The organism is Pseudomonas sp. LH1G9 (assembly GCF_002949975.1).
GTDB lineage: Bacteria > Pseudomonadota > Gammaproteobacteria > Pseudomonadales > Pseudomonadaceae > Aquipseudomonas > Aquipseudomonas veronii.
The window spans coordinates 4,795,286-4,813,133 of record NZ_CP026880.1 but is presented as its reverse complement, the minus strand read 5'-3'; the positions used below and the strand labels follow the sequence as shown (position 1 = coordinate 4,813,133).

Genomic DNA, 17,848 nt, shown 5'->3' with positions numbered 1-17,848 from the left:
TTTACGCGCCGTTCAAGGATAGACCATGAGCCTTCCAACGCTGGCCGAGCTGCCGGCCGTTCTCTTGCCGTTCGCCATTCGGGCCGAACAGTCATTCCGTGACGCAGTGGCCGCGCTGGACGACGATCATGGCCTTTCTGAATGGACGCCGCAACGCTGGGCCGATTTCGCGCGGGTGTGCGCGGCCAGTGATTTCGTGATTGAACAGAGTGTTCGTGACCCGTTGATGTTGCTCGAACTGGTCGCCTGGGGCGAGTTGGACCGTGGCTTTGCGCCGGGCGAGCTGTGCGGGCAGATCGCCGGTGCCGTGCAACAGGCTGAAACAGAAGATGAGTTGGGCCGCGTGCTGCGCCGCCAGCGTACCCGCCAGCAAGTCCGCATCATCTGGCGCGACCTGACCCGCCAGGCGGATCTGGTGCAAACCTGTCGCGACCTCTCCGACATGGCCGACGCCAGCATCGACCAGGCCTACCAGTGGCTGTACCAGCGCCATTGCGCGCAGTTCGGCACGCCGACCGGGCGCCGCAGCGGTGAGCCGCAGCAGATGGTGATCCTCGGCATGGGCAAGCTCGGCGCGGTGGAGCTGAACCTGTCATCCGACATCGACTTGATCTTCGCCTACCCCGAAGGCGGCGAGACGGTGGGGGTGAAGCGCGCCCTGGATAACCAGGAGTTCTTCATTCGCCTGGGGCAAAAACTGATCAAGGCCCTCGACCCGATGACCGTCGACGGTTTTGTCTTCCGTGTCGACATGCGCCTGCGGCCTTACGGTTCGGCGGGCGCGCTGGTGCTCAGCTTCAATGCGTTGGAACAGTATTACCAGGACCAGGGCCGCGACTGGGAGCGCTACGCCATGATCAAGGCGCGCGTGGTGGCCGGCGATCAGGTGGCCGGTGCGCAACTGCTCGACATGCTGCGACCGTTTGTCTACCGCCGCTATTTGGACTTCTCCGCCATCGAAGCGCTGCGCACCATGAAGCAGTTGATCCAGCAGGAAGTGCGGCGCAAGGGCATGGCCGACAACATCAAGCTCGGTTCGGGCGGCATCCGCGAAGTGGAATTTATCGCCCAGGCGTTCCAACTGATCCATGGCGGGCGCGACCTCAGCCTGCAGCAACGGCCGTTGCTCAAGGTGCTGGGCACCCTGGAAGGCCAGGGCTACCTGCCGCCGGCGGTGATCGCCGAGTTGCGCGATGGCTACGAATTCCTGCGTTACACCGAGCATGCGATCCAGGCGATTGCCGACCGCCAGACCCAGATGTTGCCGGACAGCCCCGAAGACCAGGCGCGCATTGCCTTTATGCTTGGCTTCGCCGATTGGGCCGCGTTCCATGAGCGCCTGATGCACTGGCGTGGGCGGGTGGACTGGCACTTCCGCCAGGTGATCGCTGATCCGGATGAAGAAGACGGCGAAGAAAGCGAATTGGTCGTCGGTGGGGAATGGTTGCCACTGTGGGAAGAGTCCCAGGACGAAGACGCGGCCTGCCGCCAACTGGCCGAAGGTGGCTTCACTGACGCGCCCAAAGCGCTCAAAGCCTTGGCCGGCCTGCGCGGCAGCCCGCAATTGCGCGCTATGCAGCGCCTCGGTCGCGAGCGTCTGGATGCGTTTATCCCGCGTCTGCTGGCGCAGGCCGTCGAGCACGCCAACCCGGACCTAGTGCTGGAGCGCGTCTTGCCGCTGGTGGAAGCCGTCGCCCGGCGGTCCGCCTACCTGGTGTTGCTCACGGAAAACCCCGACGCCCTGCGGCGCCTGTTGACCTTGTGCGCCGCCAGCCCGTGGATCGCCGAACAGATCACCCGCTTCCCACTGTTGCTCGACGAATTGCTCAACGAAGGCCGCTTGTTCAAGCCGCCGTTGGCGCCGGAACTCGCCGCCGAACTGCGCGAACGGCTCACGCGTATCCCCGAAGACGACCTTGAGCAGCAAATGGAAGCGCTGCGGCACTTCAAGCTGGCTCACCGCTTGCGGGTGGCCGCCTCGGAAATCGCCGGCAGCCTGCCGCTGATGAAAGTCAGCGACTACCTGACCTGGCTCGCCGAAGCCATCCTCGAACAAGTGCTGGCCCTGGCCTGGCGCCAGACCGTCGCCCGCCACGGCGCGCCGCAACGGTTGGACGGCAGCGTGTGCGATCCTGGGTTCATCATTGTCGGTTATGGGAAAGTCGGCGGCATCGAATTGGGGCATGGTTCGGACTTGGACCTGGTGTTTATCCATGACGGCGACCCGCAGGCCGAAACCGATGGCGCCAAGCCGATCGACGGCGCGCAGTTCTTCACGCGCCTGGGCCAGCGGATCATTCACTTGCTGACCACGCAGACCAACTCGGGGCAATTGTATGAAGTGGACATGCGCCTGCGGCCGTCGGGCGCATCCGGTTTGCTGGTGAGTTCCCTCGGCGCCTTTGCGCGCTATCAGGAAAACGAAGCCTGGACCTGGGAACATCAGGCGCTGATCCGCGCGCGGGTGTTGGTGGGCAGCCAGGACGTGGGCCGCGCCTTCGAACAGGTGCGGGCCAAGGTGTTGGGCCGTGAACGCGACTTGACGAAGCTGCGCCAGGAGGTCAGCGAGATGCGCGCCAAGATGCGCGATAACCTCGGGACCCGGGCCACGGCGGCCGGTACCGGCGCGAATGCCTTCGAACCGACGGTGGCGTTCGACCTCAAGCAGGACGCCGGAGGTATCGTCGATATTGAATTTATGGTGCAATACGCCGCTTTGGCATGGTCTGCGCAACATCCATCGTTGCTGCGCTACACCGACAATATCCGCATTCTGGAGGGTCTGGAGCAGGTCGGGCTGATGCCCGCCGCCGATGCCCATTTACTGCGCGAGGTATATAAGGCCTACCGTTCCGCGGCGCACCGCCAGGCTTTGCAGAACGAAGCCGGTACGGTGGCCGGGGATCAGTTCGCCGACGAACGGCGCCAGGTGATGCGAATCTGGCAGGCGCTGGGGTTAAGCTGACACTCGATTAAATGAGCGACGCCAATCTAATGTGGAAACCGGCTTCATGTGGGAGCAGGCTTGCTCGTGATGCAGGCGCTGCGGTCTGTCTAGCGGACCGCGGTGATGCTATCGCGAGCGAGCCCGCTGCCACACAAAGTGCGATCTACAGTAATCATCGAGGCGGGGAGGCGTAAGCCTCCCCGCATCGTTTGTGGAAACTACATGAATATTCTGATCGTTGGGCCCAGTTGGGTCGGTGACATGGTGATGGCGCAGACACTGTTCCAGTGCCTCAAACAACGTCATCCCGACTGCCAAATCGACGTGCTCGCCCCTGAGTGGAGCCGGCCGATCCTTGAGCGCATGCCGCAAGTGCGCCAGGCCTTGAGCTTCCCGCTCGGCCATGGCGCCCTCGAACTGGCGACCCGCCGTCGCATCGGCAAATCCCTGGCCGGGCAGTACGACCAGGCGATCTTGCTGCCCAACTCGATGAAATCGGCGCTGGTGCCGTTTTTCGCCGGCATTCCCAAGCGCACCGGCTGGCGTGGCGAGTTTCGCTACGGTCTGCTCAACGACGTGCGCAAGCTCGACAAGGCGCGCTACCCGCTGATGATCGAACGCTTCATGGCCCTGGCCTACGCGCCGGGTGCCGAGTTGCCGACGCCGTATCCGCGCCCGAGCCTGCAGATCGACCCGATCACCCGCGACGCGGCCCTGGCCAAGTTCGACCTGGCCCTCGACCGTCCGGTGCTCGCGCTGTGCCCCGGTGCCGAGTTTGGCGAGTCCAAGCGCTGGCCGTCGGAGCATTACGCCAAAGTCGCGGAGACGAAGATCCGCGAAGGCTGGCAGGTGTGGCTGTTCGGCTCGAAGAACGACCATGCGGTGGGTGAAGACATCCGCCAGCGCCTGATCCCCGGCCTGCGCGAAGAAGCGGTGAACCTCAGTGGCGACACCTCGCTGGCCGAGGCCATCGACTTGCTGTCCTGCGCGGATGCGGTGGTGTCCAACGACTCCGGGCTGATGCACGTCGCGGCGGCGCTGAACCGCCCGCTGGTCGCGGTGTACGGCTCGACCTCCCCAGGGTTTACCCCGCCGTTGGCCGACAAGGTCGAAGTGGTGCGCCTGGGCCTGGAATGCAGCCCGTGTTTTGACCGCACCTGCCGTTTCGGCCACTACAACTGCCTGCGCCAGTTGTTGCCGCAACCGGTCAACGAAGCCTTGCAGCGGTTGCAGGGCTCTGTGGTCGAGGTTCACTGAGTTGCGGGTACTGGTAATCAAGACCTCATCCCTGGGCGACGTGATCCATGCGTTGCCGGCACTGACCGATGCGGCGCGGGCGATCCCGGGCATTCGATTCGACTGGGTGGTGGAAGAAGGCTTTGCCGAGATCCCCACCTGGCACCCGGCGGTGGACAAGGTGATCCCGGTGGCGATTCGCCGCTGGCGCAAGAACCTCTGGCAAACCTTCAAAAGTGGCGAATGGCGGCGCTTCAAGCAGCGTATCCAGTCAACCAAATACGACCTGGTGATCGACGCCCAGGGCCTGCTCAAAAGCGCCTGGCTGACCCGCTACGTGCGCGCCCCGGTGGCCGGGTTTGACAAAAACTCGGCGCGTGAACCGATCGCGGCGCGCTTTTATTCGCGGCGCCTGGCCGTGGCCCGTGGGCAGCACGCGGTGGAGCGCCTGCGCCAGCTGTTCGCCGTGGCCCTCGGTTATGACTTGCCCAAGGCGCTGGGCGACTACGGCCTGAGCGTCGACAAGCTGCTCGGCCTGCCGCCGAAAAAGCCGTTTGTGTTGTTGCTGCACGGCACCACCTGGGACACCAAGCACTGGCCCGAAGCCTACTGGCGCGAGCTGGCCGAGCGCATGGGCCGCCTGGGCGTGGACGTGAAGTTGCCATGGGGCAATGCCGCCGAAAAGGCCCGCGCCGAACGCCTGGCCCAGGGCCTGGACAACGCCGAGGTGCTGCCCAAACTGAACCTGGCCGGGGTCGCCCGCGTGCTCGCCGGCGCCCGCGCCTGCGTTGCGGTGGACACCGGCCTCGGGCACCTGGCCGCAGCCCTGGACGTGCCGACCATTTCGCTGTTCGGCCCCACCAACCCCGGCCTGACCGGCGCCTACGGCAAGAGCCAGATTCACCTGGCCAGCGACTTCCCGTGTGCGCCCTGCCTGCTGAAACAGTGTACCTATCAACCCACGGCCGACGATCTGCGTCGGTTCGACATCAAGCGCGAATCGCCCCTGTGCTTCACGCGGCTGAACCCCGAGCGTGTGGCGAGCCGGCTGAGCACGTTGTTACTGGCCGAGGAGATGCACTGATGCAACTGGCGTTTGTTCTGTACAAGTATTTCCCGTTCGGTGGCTTGCAGCGCGACTTCATGCGTATCGCCCTGGAGTGCCAGCAGCGCGGTCATCAGATCCGTGTCTACACCCTGATCTGGGAAGGCGATGTACCGCCCGGTTTCGAAGTGCTGGTGGCGCCGGTCAAGGCGCTGTTCAACCATCGCCGCAACGAAAAACTCTACGCCTGGATTCAGGCCGACCTGGTCAAGCGCCCGGTGGACCGCGTGGTCGGGTTCAATAAAATGCCCGGGCTGGACCTGTACTTCGCCGCCGATGGCGTGTTTGAAGACAAGGCACAAACCCTGCGCAACCCGATGTACCGCTGGTTCGGCCGCTACAAACACTTTGCCGAGTACGAGCGCGCCGTCTTCGAACAGAGCGCCAAGACCCAGATCATGGTGCTCTCGGCCCATCAGCAGGAATTGTTCACGCGCTACTACGGCACCCAGGCGCAGCGCTTTCATTTGCTGCCGCCGGGCATCGCCCGTGACCGGCGCGCGCCGCCGAATGCCGCGCAGATCCGCGCACAGTTTCGCGATGAGTTCGGCCTGGCCGAGGACGATTTGCTGTTGGTGCAGATCGGTTCCGGCTTCAAGACCAAGGGCGTCGACCGCAGCCTCAAGGCCGTGGCCGCATTGCCGTCGGCGCTGAAGAAACGTACCCGGCTGTTTGTAATCGGCCAGGACGACCCCAAAGTATTCCAATTACAGAGCGCCGCACTGGGCCTGGGCGAGCAAGTGCATTTCTTCAAGGGGCGCAGCGATATTCCGCGCTTTCTGCTGGGGGCCGACCTGTTGATCCACCCGGCCTACAACGAAGCGGCCGGCATGGTGCTGATCGAGGCGGTTGTCGCCGGCCTGCCGGTGCTGGTGAGCAAGGTCTGCGGTTATGCCTTCTACATCGACAAGGCCGGTAATGGCCGGGTGTTGGACGAGCCGTTCGAACAGGCGCAACTCAATCAATACCTGGTCGATATGCTCGACGATCCACAAGCGCGCGCGACCATGAGTCGCAATGGTCTGGCCTTCGCCGAGACGGCCGACCTCTATAGCATGCCGCAGTACGCTGCGGACCTGATCCTGGCGGAGCCGAACCGATGAAGTTGATGCTTGCCGAACCGTTCAAGACCCTTTGGGCCGGACGCGATGCGTTCGCCGAAGTCGAGAAGCTGGACGGCCTGGTGTACCGCGAACTCGATGCCCGTCGTACCTTGCGTACAGAGGTCGAGGGCCGCGGTTATTTCGTGAAGATTCACCGTGGTATCGGCTGGGCCGAAATCCTCAAGAACCTGATCACCGCGAAGTTGCCGGTATTGGGCGCCGGCCAGGAATGGCGGGCGATCCAGCGCTTGCAGCAAGTCGGCGTGCCGACCATGACCGCCGTGGCTTATGGCGAAAAGGGCAGCAACCCGGCCGACCAGCATTCGTTTATCGTCACCGAAGAGCTGGCGCCCACCGTCAGCCTCGAAGACCTGAGCATGGACTGGCTCAAGCAACCGCCATCGCCAATCATCAAGCATGCGCTGATCGCCGAAGTGGCGCGCATGACCGGCATGATGCACCGCGCCGGGGTCAACCATCGCGACTGCTATATCTGCCATTTCCTGCTGCACACGGACAAGCCGCTGGTGGCCGACGATTTCAAGTTGTCGGTGATCGATCTGCACCGTGCGCAGGTCCGCTCGAAGATCCCGCTGCGCTGGCGCAACAAGGACCTGGCGGCGCTGTATTTTTCGGCGCTGGATATCGGCCTGACCCGGCGCGACAAGCTGCGTTTTCTCAAGGGCTACTTCCAACAGCCGTTGCGCCGGATTCTCGCCGAAGAGGCCACGCTGCTGCAGTGGCTGGAGCACAAGGCGGCCAAGCTCTACGCGCGCAAACAACGTTACGGGGATGCGCTCTGATGGCGGGTTGGAACCTGGAACCCGCTTACGCCGGCCTCGCGGATGATTTTGGAAGCCTTGAAGCGGTGTTCGCCCTGCAAGGCGAGCGGCTGACCCGCGACCCGCTGTCGGAAGTGATCCGGGTGGCGCGCGGCGGGGTCAATTATTACGTCAAGCGCTACGTCGGTGCCGGCAAGGGCCTGCGCCGCTACCTGGGCAAGCCGCGGGTGAAGTCCGAGTGGCAGAACCTCAAGCGTTTCGCCAAGTGGGGCATTCCCACCGCCGACGTGGTCGCCTGGGGCCTGGAACGCAATGGCCTGGCCTACGCCCGCGGCGCGCTGATCACCCGTGAGTTGCCCAAGACCGAAGACTTGTCGGTGCTGGCCGAGCGCAACGACGTGCGCCTCAAAGACCCCAAATGGGTCGATGCGGTCAGCCGCCAGCTCGCCGAATACACGCGTACCATGCACGATCATCACTTCACCCATAACGACTTGAAGTGGCGCAACCTGCTGATCGACGACCAGCACACCCTGTACCTGATCGATTGCCCCAACGGCGATTTCTGGCGCGGGTTCTGGCTCAAATACCGCATCACCAAAGACCTGGCCTGCCTGGACAAGGTGGCCAAGTATCACCTGTCGGCCACCCAGCGCCTGCGCTTCTACCTGCAATACCGCCAGCGCGCGCACCTGAGTGCGTCGGACAAACAGCGAATTCGCCATGTGGTGAAGTTTTTCGAGGGACGCGAATGAGTGATTTCCTGGCGGCCGAAGACCGCGCTCTGCTGGAGCGCAACGGTCTGGCCAGTTTCGATGCCCTGTGGGCCAAGCAACTGGACGCGGTGGACGAGCCGAACACCAGCCATGGCGGCTGGAGCAGCGTGTTCCGCCTGGAGCTCGACGGCCACGGTTACTACCTCAAGCGCCAGAGCAACTACCTCACGCGCAGCTTGCACCGACCGTTTGGCGAACCGAGTTTTTCCCGCGAGTTTCGTAACATCAGCCGTTATCGCGCGCTGGGTATCCCGGCCTTGCAGGCGGCGTTCTACGGAGAGCGCAAAGTCGCTGGCGAGCACCGCGCGATGCTGTTGACCCGTGCCCTGGACGGCTGGAATGACCTGGACTCGTTGCTCGAACAGTGGCCGCAACTGAGCGACCCCCAGCACCGTGCGATCCTGTTGGCCTGCGGCCAATTGGCGCGCCGTCTGCACGGCGTGGGACAGGTCCACGGGTGTTTTTACCCCAAGCATATTTTCCTGCAGGCCACCGGCGACGGTTATGCCGCGCAGTTGATCGACCTGGAGAAAACCCGCCCGTTGCTGTTTGGCTGGCGTGACCGGGTCAAGGACTTGGAGCCGCTGTTGCGCCGTGCGCCGCAGTGGTCGGATGCGCAAACGCGTCACCTGCTGGCGGCGTATCTGGAACAACCTGAAGACAGCCCGCTGGTCGCCACCTGGCAGCAGCGCCTGACCGCTCGCCGCAGCCACAAGGAGCACCGTTGATGCGTTTATCCGCGCTGAAGCAGGCCGGCCGCAGCCCAAGCCTGCCGCTGACCATCGAACTGGCGGACGCCGCAGGCCCTGGTCAATTGCAATTGCTCAGCCTGTTGCGCGTGTTGCCGGGCCAGCGCTATGTGGGCGCCGGTGTCTGGCGCGGTCGCGCGGTGTTGGCCAAGTTGTTGGTGGGCAGCAAGGCGGCGCGGCATTTTCAGCGTGAGCTCAACGGCGTGCGCCTGCTGGCCGAGCAAGGCCTGACCACGCCGCTGCTGCTGGCCGACGGTTTGCAGGAAGGCGAGGGCGGTTGGCTGCTGTTTGAGTTTATCGACGGTGCCGAAAGCCTGGCCGATGCCTGGCAAGCGGTCGAAGGCCTGCCGCCGTTGGCCGATGAGCAGACCGCTGTGCTCGCCGAAGCGCTGGACGCGATCGCCCGCATGCACGCCAAGGGCCTGTGGCAGGAAGACTTGCACCTGGACAACCTGCTGCGCCAGGGCGGCAAGCTGTACCTGATCGATGGTGCCGGGATCTGCGTGGAACAGGCGGGCCAGCCGCTGTCGCGCAACCGGGTGCTGGAAAACCTCGGGGTGTTTTTCGCCCAGTTGCCGAAAAACCTCGCGCCGTTTACCGAAGAGTTGCTGGTGTATTACCTGCTGAGCAACGGCGAGCATGCGTTACCGCTCGAAGCCCTGGAGAAGCAGGTGCGCAAGGTCAGCGCCTGGCGCCTGAAGGACTTCCTCGACAAGGTCGGCCGCGAATGCACGCTGTTCAGCGTGGTGCGCGGCGCGTTTGGCTTGCGGGCGATTCGTCGCGAGGAGGAGCGCGCGATGCTGCCGGTGCTGGAGCAGGCCGATGCCTTGCTCGACCAGGGGCATTTGTACAAGACCGGCGGTGCGGCCAGCGTGGCCAAGGTCGAAGTGGCTGGCCGGCCGCTGGTGATCAAACGCTACAACATCAAGGGTTTCGCCCATTGGCTCAAGCGTTTCTGGCGCCCGAGCCGCGCCTGGCATTCCTGGCGCGAAGGCAATCGCCTGGCGTTCCTCGGCATTGCCACACCCAAGCCGCTGGCCGTGCTGGAAAAGCGCTTTTTCTGGCTGCGCAGCCGCGCTTACCTGGTCACTGAATACCTGCCGGGGCCGGACATCATCGAGCGCTTCGCACCGTATGTGGAGCAGGGCGACGCGCCTGAAAACGAACTGCTGGCGCTGGACCACCTGTTCGCCGAGCTGATACGCGAGCGCATCAGCCATGGCGATTTCAAGGGCCATAACCTGTTCTGGCACGAAGGCCGTTGGGCCTTGATCGACCTGGATGCGATGCGCCAGCACCGCTCCGATGCCAGCTTCGCCGCGGCGTTTGCCAAGGATCGCGCACGCTTCATGCGTAATTGGCCGCAAGGCAGTGCGCTGTATCAGGTCATTGATCAGCGTTTGCCGAAGGAAGTCGGCGGCGCCGGCTGACGGTCGAGCGGGTTTTTCAGGGAGGACGCGGTCAAGTGTGGGGGCGGGCTTGCAGGGGCCTGTCCCCCAGCAGCCAGTTGGCCTGCACGAACTGCTCGAATCTGGCAATTATGTATCATTTTATACAATGCCCGGTTGCGAGGCTGTCTTGATACGGGTTGCGGGCTTTAAGTAAGTTAGAAGTTGAAACGGATTCGGCGGATAGCGCGAAGTGTGCTGGTTTATATCAGACTTGTCCTAGAGCAATTTATTGGGGCAAGGTATTTGTTTGATCGTATTGTAGTTCTTGTTTTAAACGGATACATGTGTGGCGCATGTTGCGGGTTGAGCATTCTTTTATCGTTCTATAAATTTGTTCTACAACCGGTGAGGTTGTTCAATTATTTATAGGAGGTTTTTATGTCGTCTATCAATGCTAACTCAAACGTGGCTGCTGATTATCAGAGGTACGAAAATAATAACTTTAATGAGAAGGGGCAAAACAATTCGCTGGATCAGGCAGCCGGGGAAGATGCTGAGTATTTGGATGCGCAAAATCAGCCGATTGATCATGAGATTCAATCCGACGGTAACGGTGGTTTCTATCAGCCAGGTACGGGCAGGGGGCAACCGGGTAATGGTGAACCAGGGTTAGGAAGCATCAACGTTGGAGCGGGGCATCAAATTGACTTTGATGGTGCGGAGCCTCCGCGGTCGCTGCACTATTAAGGCGCCCGTGGGCGTGTAAGGTCGAAAAGAATGCTGCTGCATGAGTATGCGCAGCATTCATGTTGTCTCGTTGTTATTGCGTTTTTTGGGTAATGGGTTTTATGCCGTTCATCATGTTGATAGTTGCAGGTTTTGTTTAAAGGAGGGGGTGGTTTGAACGTTAATCAAACGTATTGATTTGCCCGTCAGTGCTCTTTGCCCTAGTGTGTTCGCCGCGCGAAGCAACTAATCCTGTATTGTCTTATCGGAGCTTTCTCACATGACGTATCGGTGTGTCGGTGTAGGCTATCTTCGCTGGCGATGTTAGTGTGGTCGACCCTCTATGCTGAACGGTGTCGTTCATGATCCGTATGTACTCTGTGTTGCTTGCTGCTCTCCTGGCAATCTCCGGTTGCGGGACCATCAACACCGTCTTTCGCCCGGACGCTGTCGCCAGCCAGAACCTCAAGGAGTCGCGCAGCTACTGCGAAAACATCCCGCGCATCTACAGTGGGGTGATCTACGGGTTTTGTACGCTCAATGCTGAGCCCGCCCCTGAAAAAAGCCTGAATGACCGAGCCCTGTCGGACCACGAGAACAACGCTTTCCCGATCATCGCCATCGAGTTCATCGGCTCTGGCGTGCTGGACACCCTGGTCCTGCCCTACACGATCTACCGTCAGAACAAGGACGGCAGCATCGAGATCTTCCGCTGAACCTCCTCGACGCTCGCCGCTAACAGCTTCCTCCTGCTTTTGAGCTATAATCCCGCCCTTTAGCTGTTTCTCGCCCAGGCGAGAGGCACACTTTTTTCAGGCGTAACGCGCCTGCATGCAGACTAAAAGAGGCTAGACCCCTGTGGCATTGACGATTCTTGGCCTGTCCGGCGCCCTTAGCCATGATCCTTCCGCAGCCCTGTATATCGACGGCAAGCTGATCGCGGCCGCCGAAGAAGAACGCTTCGTGCGCGACAAGCATGCAAAGCACCGCATGCCCTACGAATCGGCGAAATTCTGCCTGGAACAAGCCGGCATCAAGCCCTCCGACGTTGATGTGGTCGCGATCCCGTTCGCCCCGATCAGCCTGTTCGGCGAAGCGCGCTGGCACTATGCCAAGCGTTACTGGTACGCCCCGGACCGCGCTCTCGATGCGATCCTGATGGGCAACCGGCGCTACAAGCGCTACCGCAACAAGATCGTCTGGTGCCTGGAACAGCTGGGCTTCGATCCGAAGAAAATCAAGATCGAGCCGGTTGAACACCACTTGGCCCACGCCTCCAGTGCCTACCACTGCTCCGGCTTCAAGGAGAAAACCGCGATCCTGGGGATCGACGGCAAGGGTGAGTACGCCACCACGTTCTTCGGCTACGGCGAAAACGGCAAGATCCACAAGATCAAGGAATTCTACGATCCGGACTCCCTCGGCGGCCTGTACGGCGCGGTCACCGAGTTCCTCGGTTTCGAGATGCTCGACGGCGAGTTCAAGGTCATGGGCATGGCGCCTTATGGCGATGCCAGCAAGTACGATTTCTCGCGCCTGGCCTCCTTTGAAAACGGCGAGCTGGTGATCAACACCGACTACGCCAACGTCATCGGCCTGCGTCGTTATAAAGAGAAGGGCAAGGGTTTCTACTTCTCGCCCAAACTGATCGAGTGGCTGGGGCCCAAGCGCGAAGGCGACATCGCCGACGAGCCGTACATCCACTACGCGGCCAGCATGCAGGCGCTGTTCGAGAAGCTGTCCCTGCAGATGATCGACTACTACCTGGGCGACATCCTCAAGGAAACCGGCAAGCTGGCCTTCGCCGGCGGCTGTGCGCTGAACGTCAAACTGAACCAGAAGATCATTGCCCGTGACGACGTGAAAGAGCTGTTCGTGCAACCGGCGTCCGGCGATGCTGGCACCGCCGTGGGCGCCGCCGCTTACGTGTCCAACGCCCGTGGTGTGCCGGTGGAGAAGATGGAACACGTCTACCTCGGCCCGTCCTACAGCAACGAAGACGTGATCGCCGCTTGCGCCAAGCACCCGAGCAAGCCGGACTGGCGCAAGATCGACAGCATGCCTAAGCGCATTGCCAAGATCATGGTCGACGGCAACCCGGTGGCCTGGTTCCAGGGGCGCATGGAGTTTGGCCCGCGTGCCTTGGGCGGTCGTTCGATCATTGGCTGCCCGAGCGCTACCGGCGTGGCGGACCGCATCAACCATCAGATCAAGTTCCGCGAGCGCTGGAGGCCTTTCTGCCCGTCGATGCTCGACACCGTGGCCCCGCTGATGATCAAGGTCGATCACCCGGCGCCGTTCATGACCTTCACCTTTGAAGTGTCGGAAGAGTGGAAAACCCGCGTGCCGGAAGTGGTCCATGAGGACGGCACGTCCCGCGCCCAGGTGCTCAAGCGCGAATACAACCCGCGCTACTACGACATGATGAAAGAACTCGAAGTGCTGACCGGCAACGGCGTGTCCCTGAACACTTCGCTCAACCGTCGTGGCGAAGCGATGATCTGCTCGCCGACCGATGCGCTGAACATGTTCTTCGGTTCCGACCTGCAGTACCTGATCATGGAAGACATCCTGGTGGTCAAGGACGGCGTGGACCCTTATGACGCTGTGGTTTAAATGCTGAATCGCTTCCAGGGTTGGCGTGAACGCGGCTGGGTACCTGTCGAGGCCGAGGTCTACGCCCAGGCCTGGCAGCGGTTTGGCGGCAGCGTGGCGACGCATCCGCTGATCGTCGAACGGTTGGCGGACCTGGCGCAGATTCCGGTGCGCTACCTGGGCTGGGAGCAGGATGGCGAACTCAAGGGTGCGATTGCCACCTGGGGGCGCGACCTGGCCTTGTCCAAGGACGTGCTCAAGCGGCGCGGCAAGAAAGGCGTGTTCGATCTGGGCAATGCCGAAATCATCCTGCCGATCGCCGCCGACGCGCAGTTGCCGGTGCGCCACCGTGGGCGCTACCTGTCGGCATTGAACGAGGGGCGCGTCAGCACCCTCAAGCCCCAGGCCGAGCAGTTGGCCATGGCGCGCACCCCGGAAGACCTGTCGAAGAAGTTTCGCTACAACCAGCGCCGCGAATTGCGGTTGCTCGAAGAAGCCGGCGGCGTGGTGCGGGCGGTGAGTGAGTTTTCCAGCAGCGAGCTGGCGGCGATCTACTGCGACCTGTTCCAGCGCCGCTGGGGCTTCCCGGCCACCGGCGCCGAGCATCTGGCGCAGGTGCTGGGCTTGCTCAAGGAGTTCCTGGTGGGCTCGGTACTGTTTCTCAACGATGCGCCGATTGCCGTGCAACTGGTGTATCGCGTCGAGGCGCCCGAGTGGGTCAGCATCGAATACGTCAACGGCGGTGTCGACCCTCAGACCCGTGAGTTCAGCCCCGGCAGCGTGTTGAGTTTCCTCAATACGCAAAGCGCCTGGGAACAGGCGCGGGCCGTGGATAAACCGCTGCGCTTTTCCTTCGGGCGCGCCGACCGTGAATACAAGGAGCGCTGGTGCAACCCGGTGCCGGTGTTCAGCCTATGAGCCGCAAGCAGCAACTGCTCAAGCGTCATCGGCGCACCAAGCGCATCGCGCTGCTGATTGGCTTGCTGGTGCTGATCGCGGCCGGTGTGCTCGTGGCCTGGTGGCTGCCGTTGATTCTGGCGGTGGTGCTGTGGGCGGCCCATGAAGCCTGGTTTGCCGATCATCTGTTCTATTCGCCCAACGAGGATTATGCCTACGCATTCCCTCACGGCAGTGAAGTGCCAGGCCTGCGCCTGGACGCGGGGCGGCTGTTGCTGGACGCGCCGCTGGCGGCGGACGACACCCTGATCGTCGGCATCGAGCTGCAGAGCTCGTGGCTCGGGCGTTTCATCGACCCGGCGGTGGAACTGCTGGGCCTGCAAACGCCGGACCGGCAAGTGTTCGAGCGTGGCGTCGGCGGGCGCCGTTACCTCAACCTGAGCGGCGCCGCCGACGCATTGGCCGCTGGCAAACTGCGGGTGCGCGGGCGTTTTTGCCGGATCAACGGCCAGCCGACGCTGTGGCGTTTCCGCCAGCCGGATTATCGCCAGCAACGTGTGATGGTGATTGCGCCCCATGCCGACGACGCCGAACTGGCGGCCTTCAGCCTGTACAGCCAGGCGGCCGAAAGTTGGATCGTCACGTTGACCGCCGGTGAAATCGAAGCCGAGCATTATCAACAGATGGGCCTGCCCAAGGCGCAAGCGGCGCAACTCAAAGGGCGCCTGCGGGCCTGGGACAGCATTGCCGTGCCGCGCTGGGCCGGCGTTCCCGAAGCACAGTGCGTGCAATTGGGCTACTTCTGCATGCAGTTGGCGGCCATGCAGGCCGCGCCGGACCAGGCTCAAGCCTCCCGCGAGGCGCAATTGAGCGATACGCGGCTGTTTCGTCGGTTCAATGCCTTTGCGCTGCCCGGCGACGTGGACGGCGCGCCGACCTGGCACAACCTGATCGCCGACCTGCGCGCGCTGCTGCTCAAGGCGCGACCGCAGGTGATCGTGCTGCCGACGCCGTTGCTCGACCCGCACGCCGACCATATCTGCGCTCACGCGGCGATACTGGAAGCCCTGGAGGGCCTGGCGTGGCAGCCCGACACATTGCTCGGCTACGCCAATCACTTGCATGATAACGACCGCTGGCCCATGGGCGACTCGGGCGCCGGCGTGGCCCTGCCGCCGCGTTTCGACACCGCGGACGAACTGGTCCCCTGCAGTTTCACGCTCGCCTTGAGCCTGCAGCAGGACAAGGCCATGGCCATGGGCATGATGCACGACCTGCAACCGCGCGCGCCGTTCAAGCGCCGTGTGCGTCGCTGGTTGCAACAGGTGCTGGCCGGGCGTAGCCCATCGCCATACGGAGAGAACGAATTCTTCCGCAAGGCTGTGCGTCGGCATGAATTGCTGTGGGTCCTGAAACAGGACTGAGACCTTATTTACGGCAGACCACATCCGTTTGCCGCACCATTTTTTGCCGGGCTGCGCGCCCGCAGCCAGATCGCTGCATGGAGAGTTATGAAGCCTCGTTTCAAGGTTTTGCAGTTACAGCCGGACTACAACGTCAAGACCAATGACTTCGCCGACCTGGGTGAGCAGATCGTCAAATCGTTGCCGGTTGAACGCTTCGAGGTGACATCGGGGTATCTCAGTGGCCGCCCGTTACCGGGCCAGCCGCTGAGCGTGGCCGAGCACTCCCACTATTTCGAACTGCCGGAGAAGTCCCTCAAGGGCATCCGCTTTGGCGCCATGTGGCAGATCTACAAGTATTGCCGCGAGCAGAAGTTCGATGTGGTCATCTGCAACCGCTTCAAGTCGGTGAACATGATGCTGTCCCTCAACCGCTGGTTGAAGATCCCGCTGTGCATCGGCATCTCCCATGGTTTCGGCGAGTACGCCCGTGGCTACCGCCGGCGTCAGACCCAGCGCTGGGTGAGCCCGGCGTGGCGCTTCGTCGGCGTGTCGGAGGCGGTGCAGGAGTACCTGGTGGCGCTCAATTGCGGGTTCACCCGTGAAAACACCACCTATGTCACCAACGCCATCGACATCCCGCAGGCAGAAGCCTTGCAGTTGCCGCGCGATGAAGCGCGCAAGGCCCTGGGCCTGCCGCTGGACGCGCGGATGATCGGCGCCCTGGGCCGCCTGGTGCCGATCAAGGGCCACACGCATCTGCTGCAGGCGTTTGCCACGCTCAAGGACAAATACCCGCAGGCACAGGTGGGGATCATCGGTTCCGGCCGCGCCGAAGCCGACCTGCGTGCCGACATCGAGCGCCTCGGCCTGACCGGTCGCGCGCACCTGTTGGGTTTCCGTGAAGACGGCATGAAGTACGTGCGCGGTTTCGATATCTGGACCATGCCGTCGCTGTTCGAAGGCCTGGGCCTGGCGCTACTGGAAGGCATGAGCGGGCATTTGCCGGTGATCGCCTCCAACGGCCCGGCGATGCTGCCGCTGGTGCAGGGCGCGGGCGGGCTGTCTCACGATCCGGGCAACGTCGAGCAACTGGCCGCGGCGCTGGATACCTACCTGGCACTGAGCGATGAGCAATTGCGTGCCAAGGGCGAGGAGGTGTTCCGTTACCTGGTAGCCAACCACACCCTGGACGAGTTCAAGCACAAGTACCTGACCCTGATTGAAACCGGTTTGCGTGAAGTAGGTAGAGCATGAATCAGCCACAACCCCTGGTCTCGGTGATCATCGCGTCCTACAACCATGGCCCGTACATCGAGCAGAGCATCCTCAGCGTGCTGGGGCAGACCTACGCGAACATCGAACTGTTGGTGGTCGACGATGGCTCCAAGGACGACAGTGTCGAGCGTATCCGGCGCTTGCAGGCCGAGCATGGCTTTGATTTCCAGGTCCAGCAGAACCAGGGGCTGACCAATACGCTCAACGGCGCGATCGCCCGGGCCAAAGGCACGCTGATCGCGCCGTTCGGTTCCGACGACATCATGTTGCCCGAGCGCATTGCGGCCCAGGTCGCCTATATGGAAGGCAAGCCCAAGGTCGGCATCTGCGCGGGCAACATCGAGTTGATCGATGGCGATGGCCAGCCCTATCCCGACAAGAAGCAGCACCGGGACCTGCCGTTTCGCAGCCTGGACTTCGATGACCTGTTCCTGGACCGCAAGCCGTTCCCGCCGGCACCGACCCTGTTGATCCGCCGCGAAGCGCTGGAGCAGGTGGGGGGCTTCGATCCGCTGATTCCGCTGGAAGACTTGCTGATCGAATTGAAGATCACCCACGCCGGCTACACCATCGACGTGTTGAACATGGTCATGGCGCGCTATCGCCAGCACGCCACCAACACGTACAAGAACCATCGCTACATGATTCAGAACATCCTCAAGACTTATGGATTGTTCAGCGAACACCCGTCGTATGACGCGGTGCGCTACAACTTCCTCAACTCGATGTTCCTCAAGACCGCCGACCGTGACCGGCCGCTGGCGCGGGAGATCCTCAAGCAGATCCCGTTGAAGTTCTGGGGGCGCAAGACCCTGCGCGGGCTGGTGCGGTTGTACCTGGCGCCCCTCAGAAGCTGAGGC

The 17,848-nt window shown here is 62.5% G+C and carries 15 protein-coding genes; all 15 read left to right on the top strand.

Annotated features, from left to right (window positions below; all coding sequences use genetic code 11):
- The first annotated feature begins 25 nt into the window (after positions 1 to 25).
- The gene (gene glnE / locus C5F70_RS22310) at positions 26 to 2,965 is read left to right on the top strand and encodes a bifunctional [glutamate--ammonia ligase]-adenylyl-L-tyrosine phosphorylase/[glutamate--ammonia-ligase] adenylyltransferase (protein ID WP_104904065.1); all 2,940 of its coding nucleotides are present in this window, start codon (positions 26 to 28) and stop codon (positions 2,963 to 2,965) included.
- 204 nt (positions 2,966 to 3,169) lie between these two features.
- On the top strand, positions 3,170 to 4,204 hold the full coding sequence (gene waaF / locus C5F70_RS22305) for a lipopolysaccharide heptosyltransferase II (RefSeq protein WP_046490763.1): 1,035 nt from the start codon (positions 3,170 to 3,172) through the stop codon (positions 4,202 to 4,204).
- Position 4,205: 1 nt separating this feature from the next.
- Positions 4,206 to 5,267 carry a lipopolysaccharide heptosyltransferase I gene (gene waaC, locus C5F70_RS22300; RefSeq protein WP_046384936.1) on the top strand — a complete coding sequence of 354 codons (1,062 nt, stop codon included), beginning with the start codon at positions 4,206 to 4,208 and terminating at the stop codon, positions 5,265 to 5,267.
- Positions 5,267 to 6,391, top strand: coding sequence for a glycosyltransferase family 4 protein (locus C5F70_RS22295; protein ID WP_104904064.1), 1,125 nt, complete (start codon positions 5,267 to 5,269; stop codon positions 6,389 to 6,391). The genes waaC and C5F70_RS22295 overlap by 1 nt, the downstream gene beginning before the upstream one ends.
- The gene (gene rfaP, locus C5F70_RS22290) at positions 6,388 to 7,194 is read left to right on the top strand and encodes a lipopolysaccharide core heptose(I) kinase RfaP (protein WP_104904063.1); all 807 of its coding nucleotides are present in this window, start codon (positions 6,388 to 6,390) and stop codon (positions 7,192 to 7,194) included. The genes C5F70_RS22295 and rfaP overlap by 4 nt, the downstream gene beginning before the upstream one ends.
- A complete protein-coding gene (locus C5F70_RS22285; RefSeq protein ID WP_017849802.1) occupies positions 7,194 to 7,928 on the top strand; it encodes a lipopolysaccharide kinase InaA family protein in 735 nt (244 codons plus the stop codon). Before rfaP ends, C5F70_RS22285 begins: the two co-directional genes overlap by 1 nt.
- Positions 7,925 to 8,677 (top strand): lipopolysaccharide kinase InaA family protein, encoded by a 753-nt coding sequence (locus C5F70_RS22280; protein ID WP_017849801.1) that lies wholly within the window; start codon positions 7,925 to 7,927, stop codon positions 8,675 to 8,677. Before C5F70_RS22285 ends, C5F70_RS22280 begins: the two co-directional genes overlap by 4 nt.
- On the top strand, positions 8,677 to 10,128 hold the full coding sequence (locus C5F70_RS22275) for a lipopolysaccharide kinase InaA family protein (protein ID WP_017849800.1): 1,452 nt from the start codon (positions 8,677 to 8,679) through the stop codon (positions 10,126 to 10,128). The genes C5F70_RS22280 and C5F70_RS22275 overlap by 1 nt, the downstream gene beginning before the upstream one ends.
- A 399-nt stretch (positions 10,129 to 10,527) precedes the next feature.
- Positions 10,528 to 10,836: a hypothetical protein gene (locus C5F70_RS22270; protein ID WP_104904062.1), complete on the top strand. Its 309-nt coding sequence runs from the start codon at positions 10,528 to 10,530 to the stop codon at positions 10,834 to 10,836.
- A gap of 341 nt (positions 10,837 to 11,177) precedes the next feature.
- Positions 11,178 to 11,531: a YceK/YidQ family lipoprotein gene (locus C5F70_RS22265; protein ID WP_017849798.1), complete on the top strand. Its 354-nt coding sequence runs from the start codon at positions 11,178 to 11,180 to the stop codon at positions 11,529 to 11,531.
- Positions 11,532 to 11,673: 142 nt separating this feature from the next.
- Positions 11,674 to 13,431: a carbamoyltransferase gene (locus C5F70_RS22260; protein WP_017849797.1), complete on the top strand. Its 1,758-nt coding sequence runs from the start codon at positions 11,674 to 11,676 to the stop codon at positions 13,429 to 13,431.
- The gene (locus tag C5F70_RS22255; protein WP_046490751.1) at positions 13,432 to 14,328 is read left to right on the top strand and encodes an antimicrobial resistance protein Mig-14; all 897 of its coding nucleotides are present in this window, start codon (positions 13,432 to 13,434) and stop codon (positions 14,326 to 14,328) included.
- Complete coding sequence (locus tag C5F70_RS22250) at positions 14,325 to 15,731, top strand: PIG-L deacetylase family protein (protein WP_104904061.1); 1,407 nt, start codon at positions 14,325 to 14,327, stop codon at positions 15,729 to 15,731. Before C5F70_RS22255 ends, C5F70_RS22250 begins: the two co-directional genes overlap by 4 nt.
- An 87-nt stretch (positions 15,732 to 15,818) precedes the next feature.
- Positions 15,819 to 16,967 (top strand): glycosyltransferase family 4 protein, encoded by a 1,149-nt coding sequence (locus tag C5F70_RS22245; protein ID WP_017849794.1) that lies wholly within the window; start codon positions 15,819 to 15,821, stop codon positions 16,965 to 16,967.
- The gene (locus C5F70_RS22240; RefSeq protein ID WP_017849793.1) at positions 16,964 to 17,845 is read left to right on the top strand and encodes a glycosyltransferase; all 882 of its coding nucleotides are present in this window, start codon (positions 16,964 to 16,966) and stop codon (positions 17,843 to 17,845) included. The genes C5F70_RS22245 and C5F70_RS22240 overlap by 4 nt, the downstream gene beginning before the upstream one ends.
- Positions 17,846 to 17,848 lie beyond the last annotated feature (3 nt).

Coding starts and splice junctions, on each gene's coding strand:
- glnE (WP_104904065.1), top strand. CDS start 26: ATGAGCCTTCCAACGCTGGCCGAGCTGCCGGCCGTTCTCTTGCCGTTC.
- waaF (WP_046490763.1), top strand. CDS start 3,170: ATGAATATTCTGATCGTTGGGCCCAGTTGGGTCGGTGACATGGTGATG.
- C5F70_RS22295 (WP_104904064.1), top strand. CDS start 5,267: ATGCAACTGGCGTTTGTTCTGTACAAGTATTTCCCGTTCGGTGGCTTG.
- rfaP (WP_104904063.1), top strand. CDS start 6,388: ATGAAGTTGATGCTTGCCGAACCGTTCAAGACCCTTTGGGCCGGACGC.
- C5F70_RS22285 (WP_017849802.1), top strand. CDS start 7,194: ATGGCGGGTTGGAACCTGGAACCCGCTTACGCCGGCCTCGCGGATGAT.
- C5F70_RS22280 (WP_017849801.1), top strand. CDS start 7,925: ATGAGTGATTTCCTGGCGGCCGAAGACCGCGCTCTGCTGGAGCGCAAC.
- C5F70_RS22275 (WP_017849800.1), top strand. CDS start 8,677: ATGCGTTTATCCGCGCTGAAGCAGGCCGGCCGCAGCCCAAGCCTGCCG.
- C5F70_RS22270 (WP_104904062.1), top strand. CDS start 10,528: ATGTCGTCTATCAATGCTAACTCAAACGTGGCTGCTGATTATCAGAGG.
- C5F70_RS22265 (WP_017849798.1), top strand. CDS start 11,178: ATGATCCGTATGTACTCTGTGTTGCTTGCTGCTCTCCTGGCAATCTCC.
- C5F70_RS22255 (WP_046490751.1), top strand. CDS start 13,432: ATGCTGAATCGCTTCCAGGGTTGGCGTGAACGCGGCTGGGTACCTGTC.
- C5F70_RS22250 (WP_104904061.1), top strand. CDS start 14,325: ATGAGCCGCAAGCAGCAACTGCTCAAGCGTCATCGGCGCACCAAGCGC.
- C5F70_RS22245 (WP_017849794.1), top strand. CDS start 15,819: ATGAAGCCTCGTTTCAAGGTTTTGCAGTTACAGCCGGACTACAACGTC.
- C5F70_RS22240 (WP_017849793.1), top strand. CDS start 16,964: ATGAATCAGCCACAACCCCTGGTCTCGGTGATCATCGCGTCCTACAAC.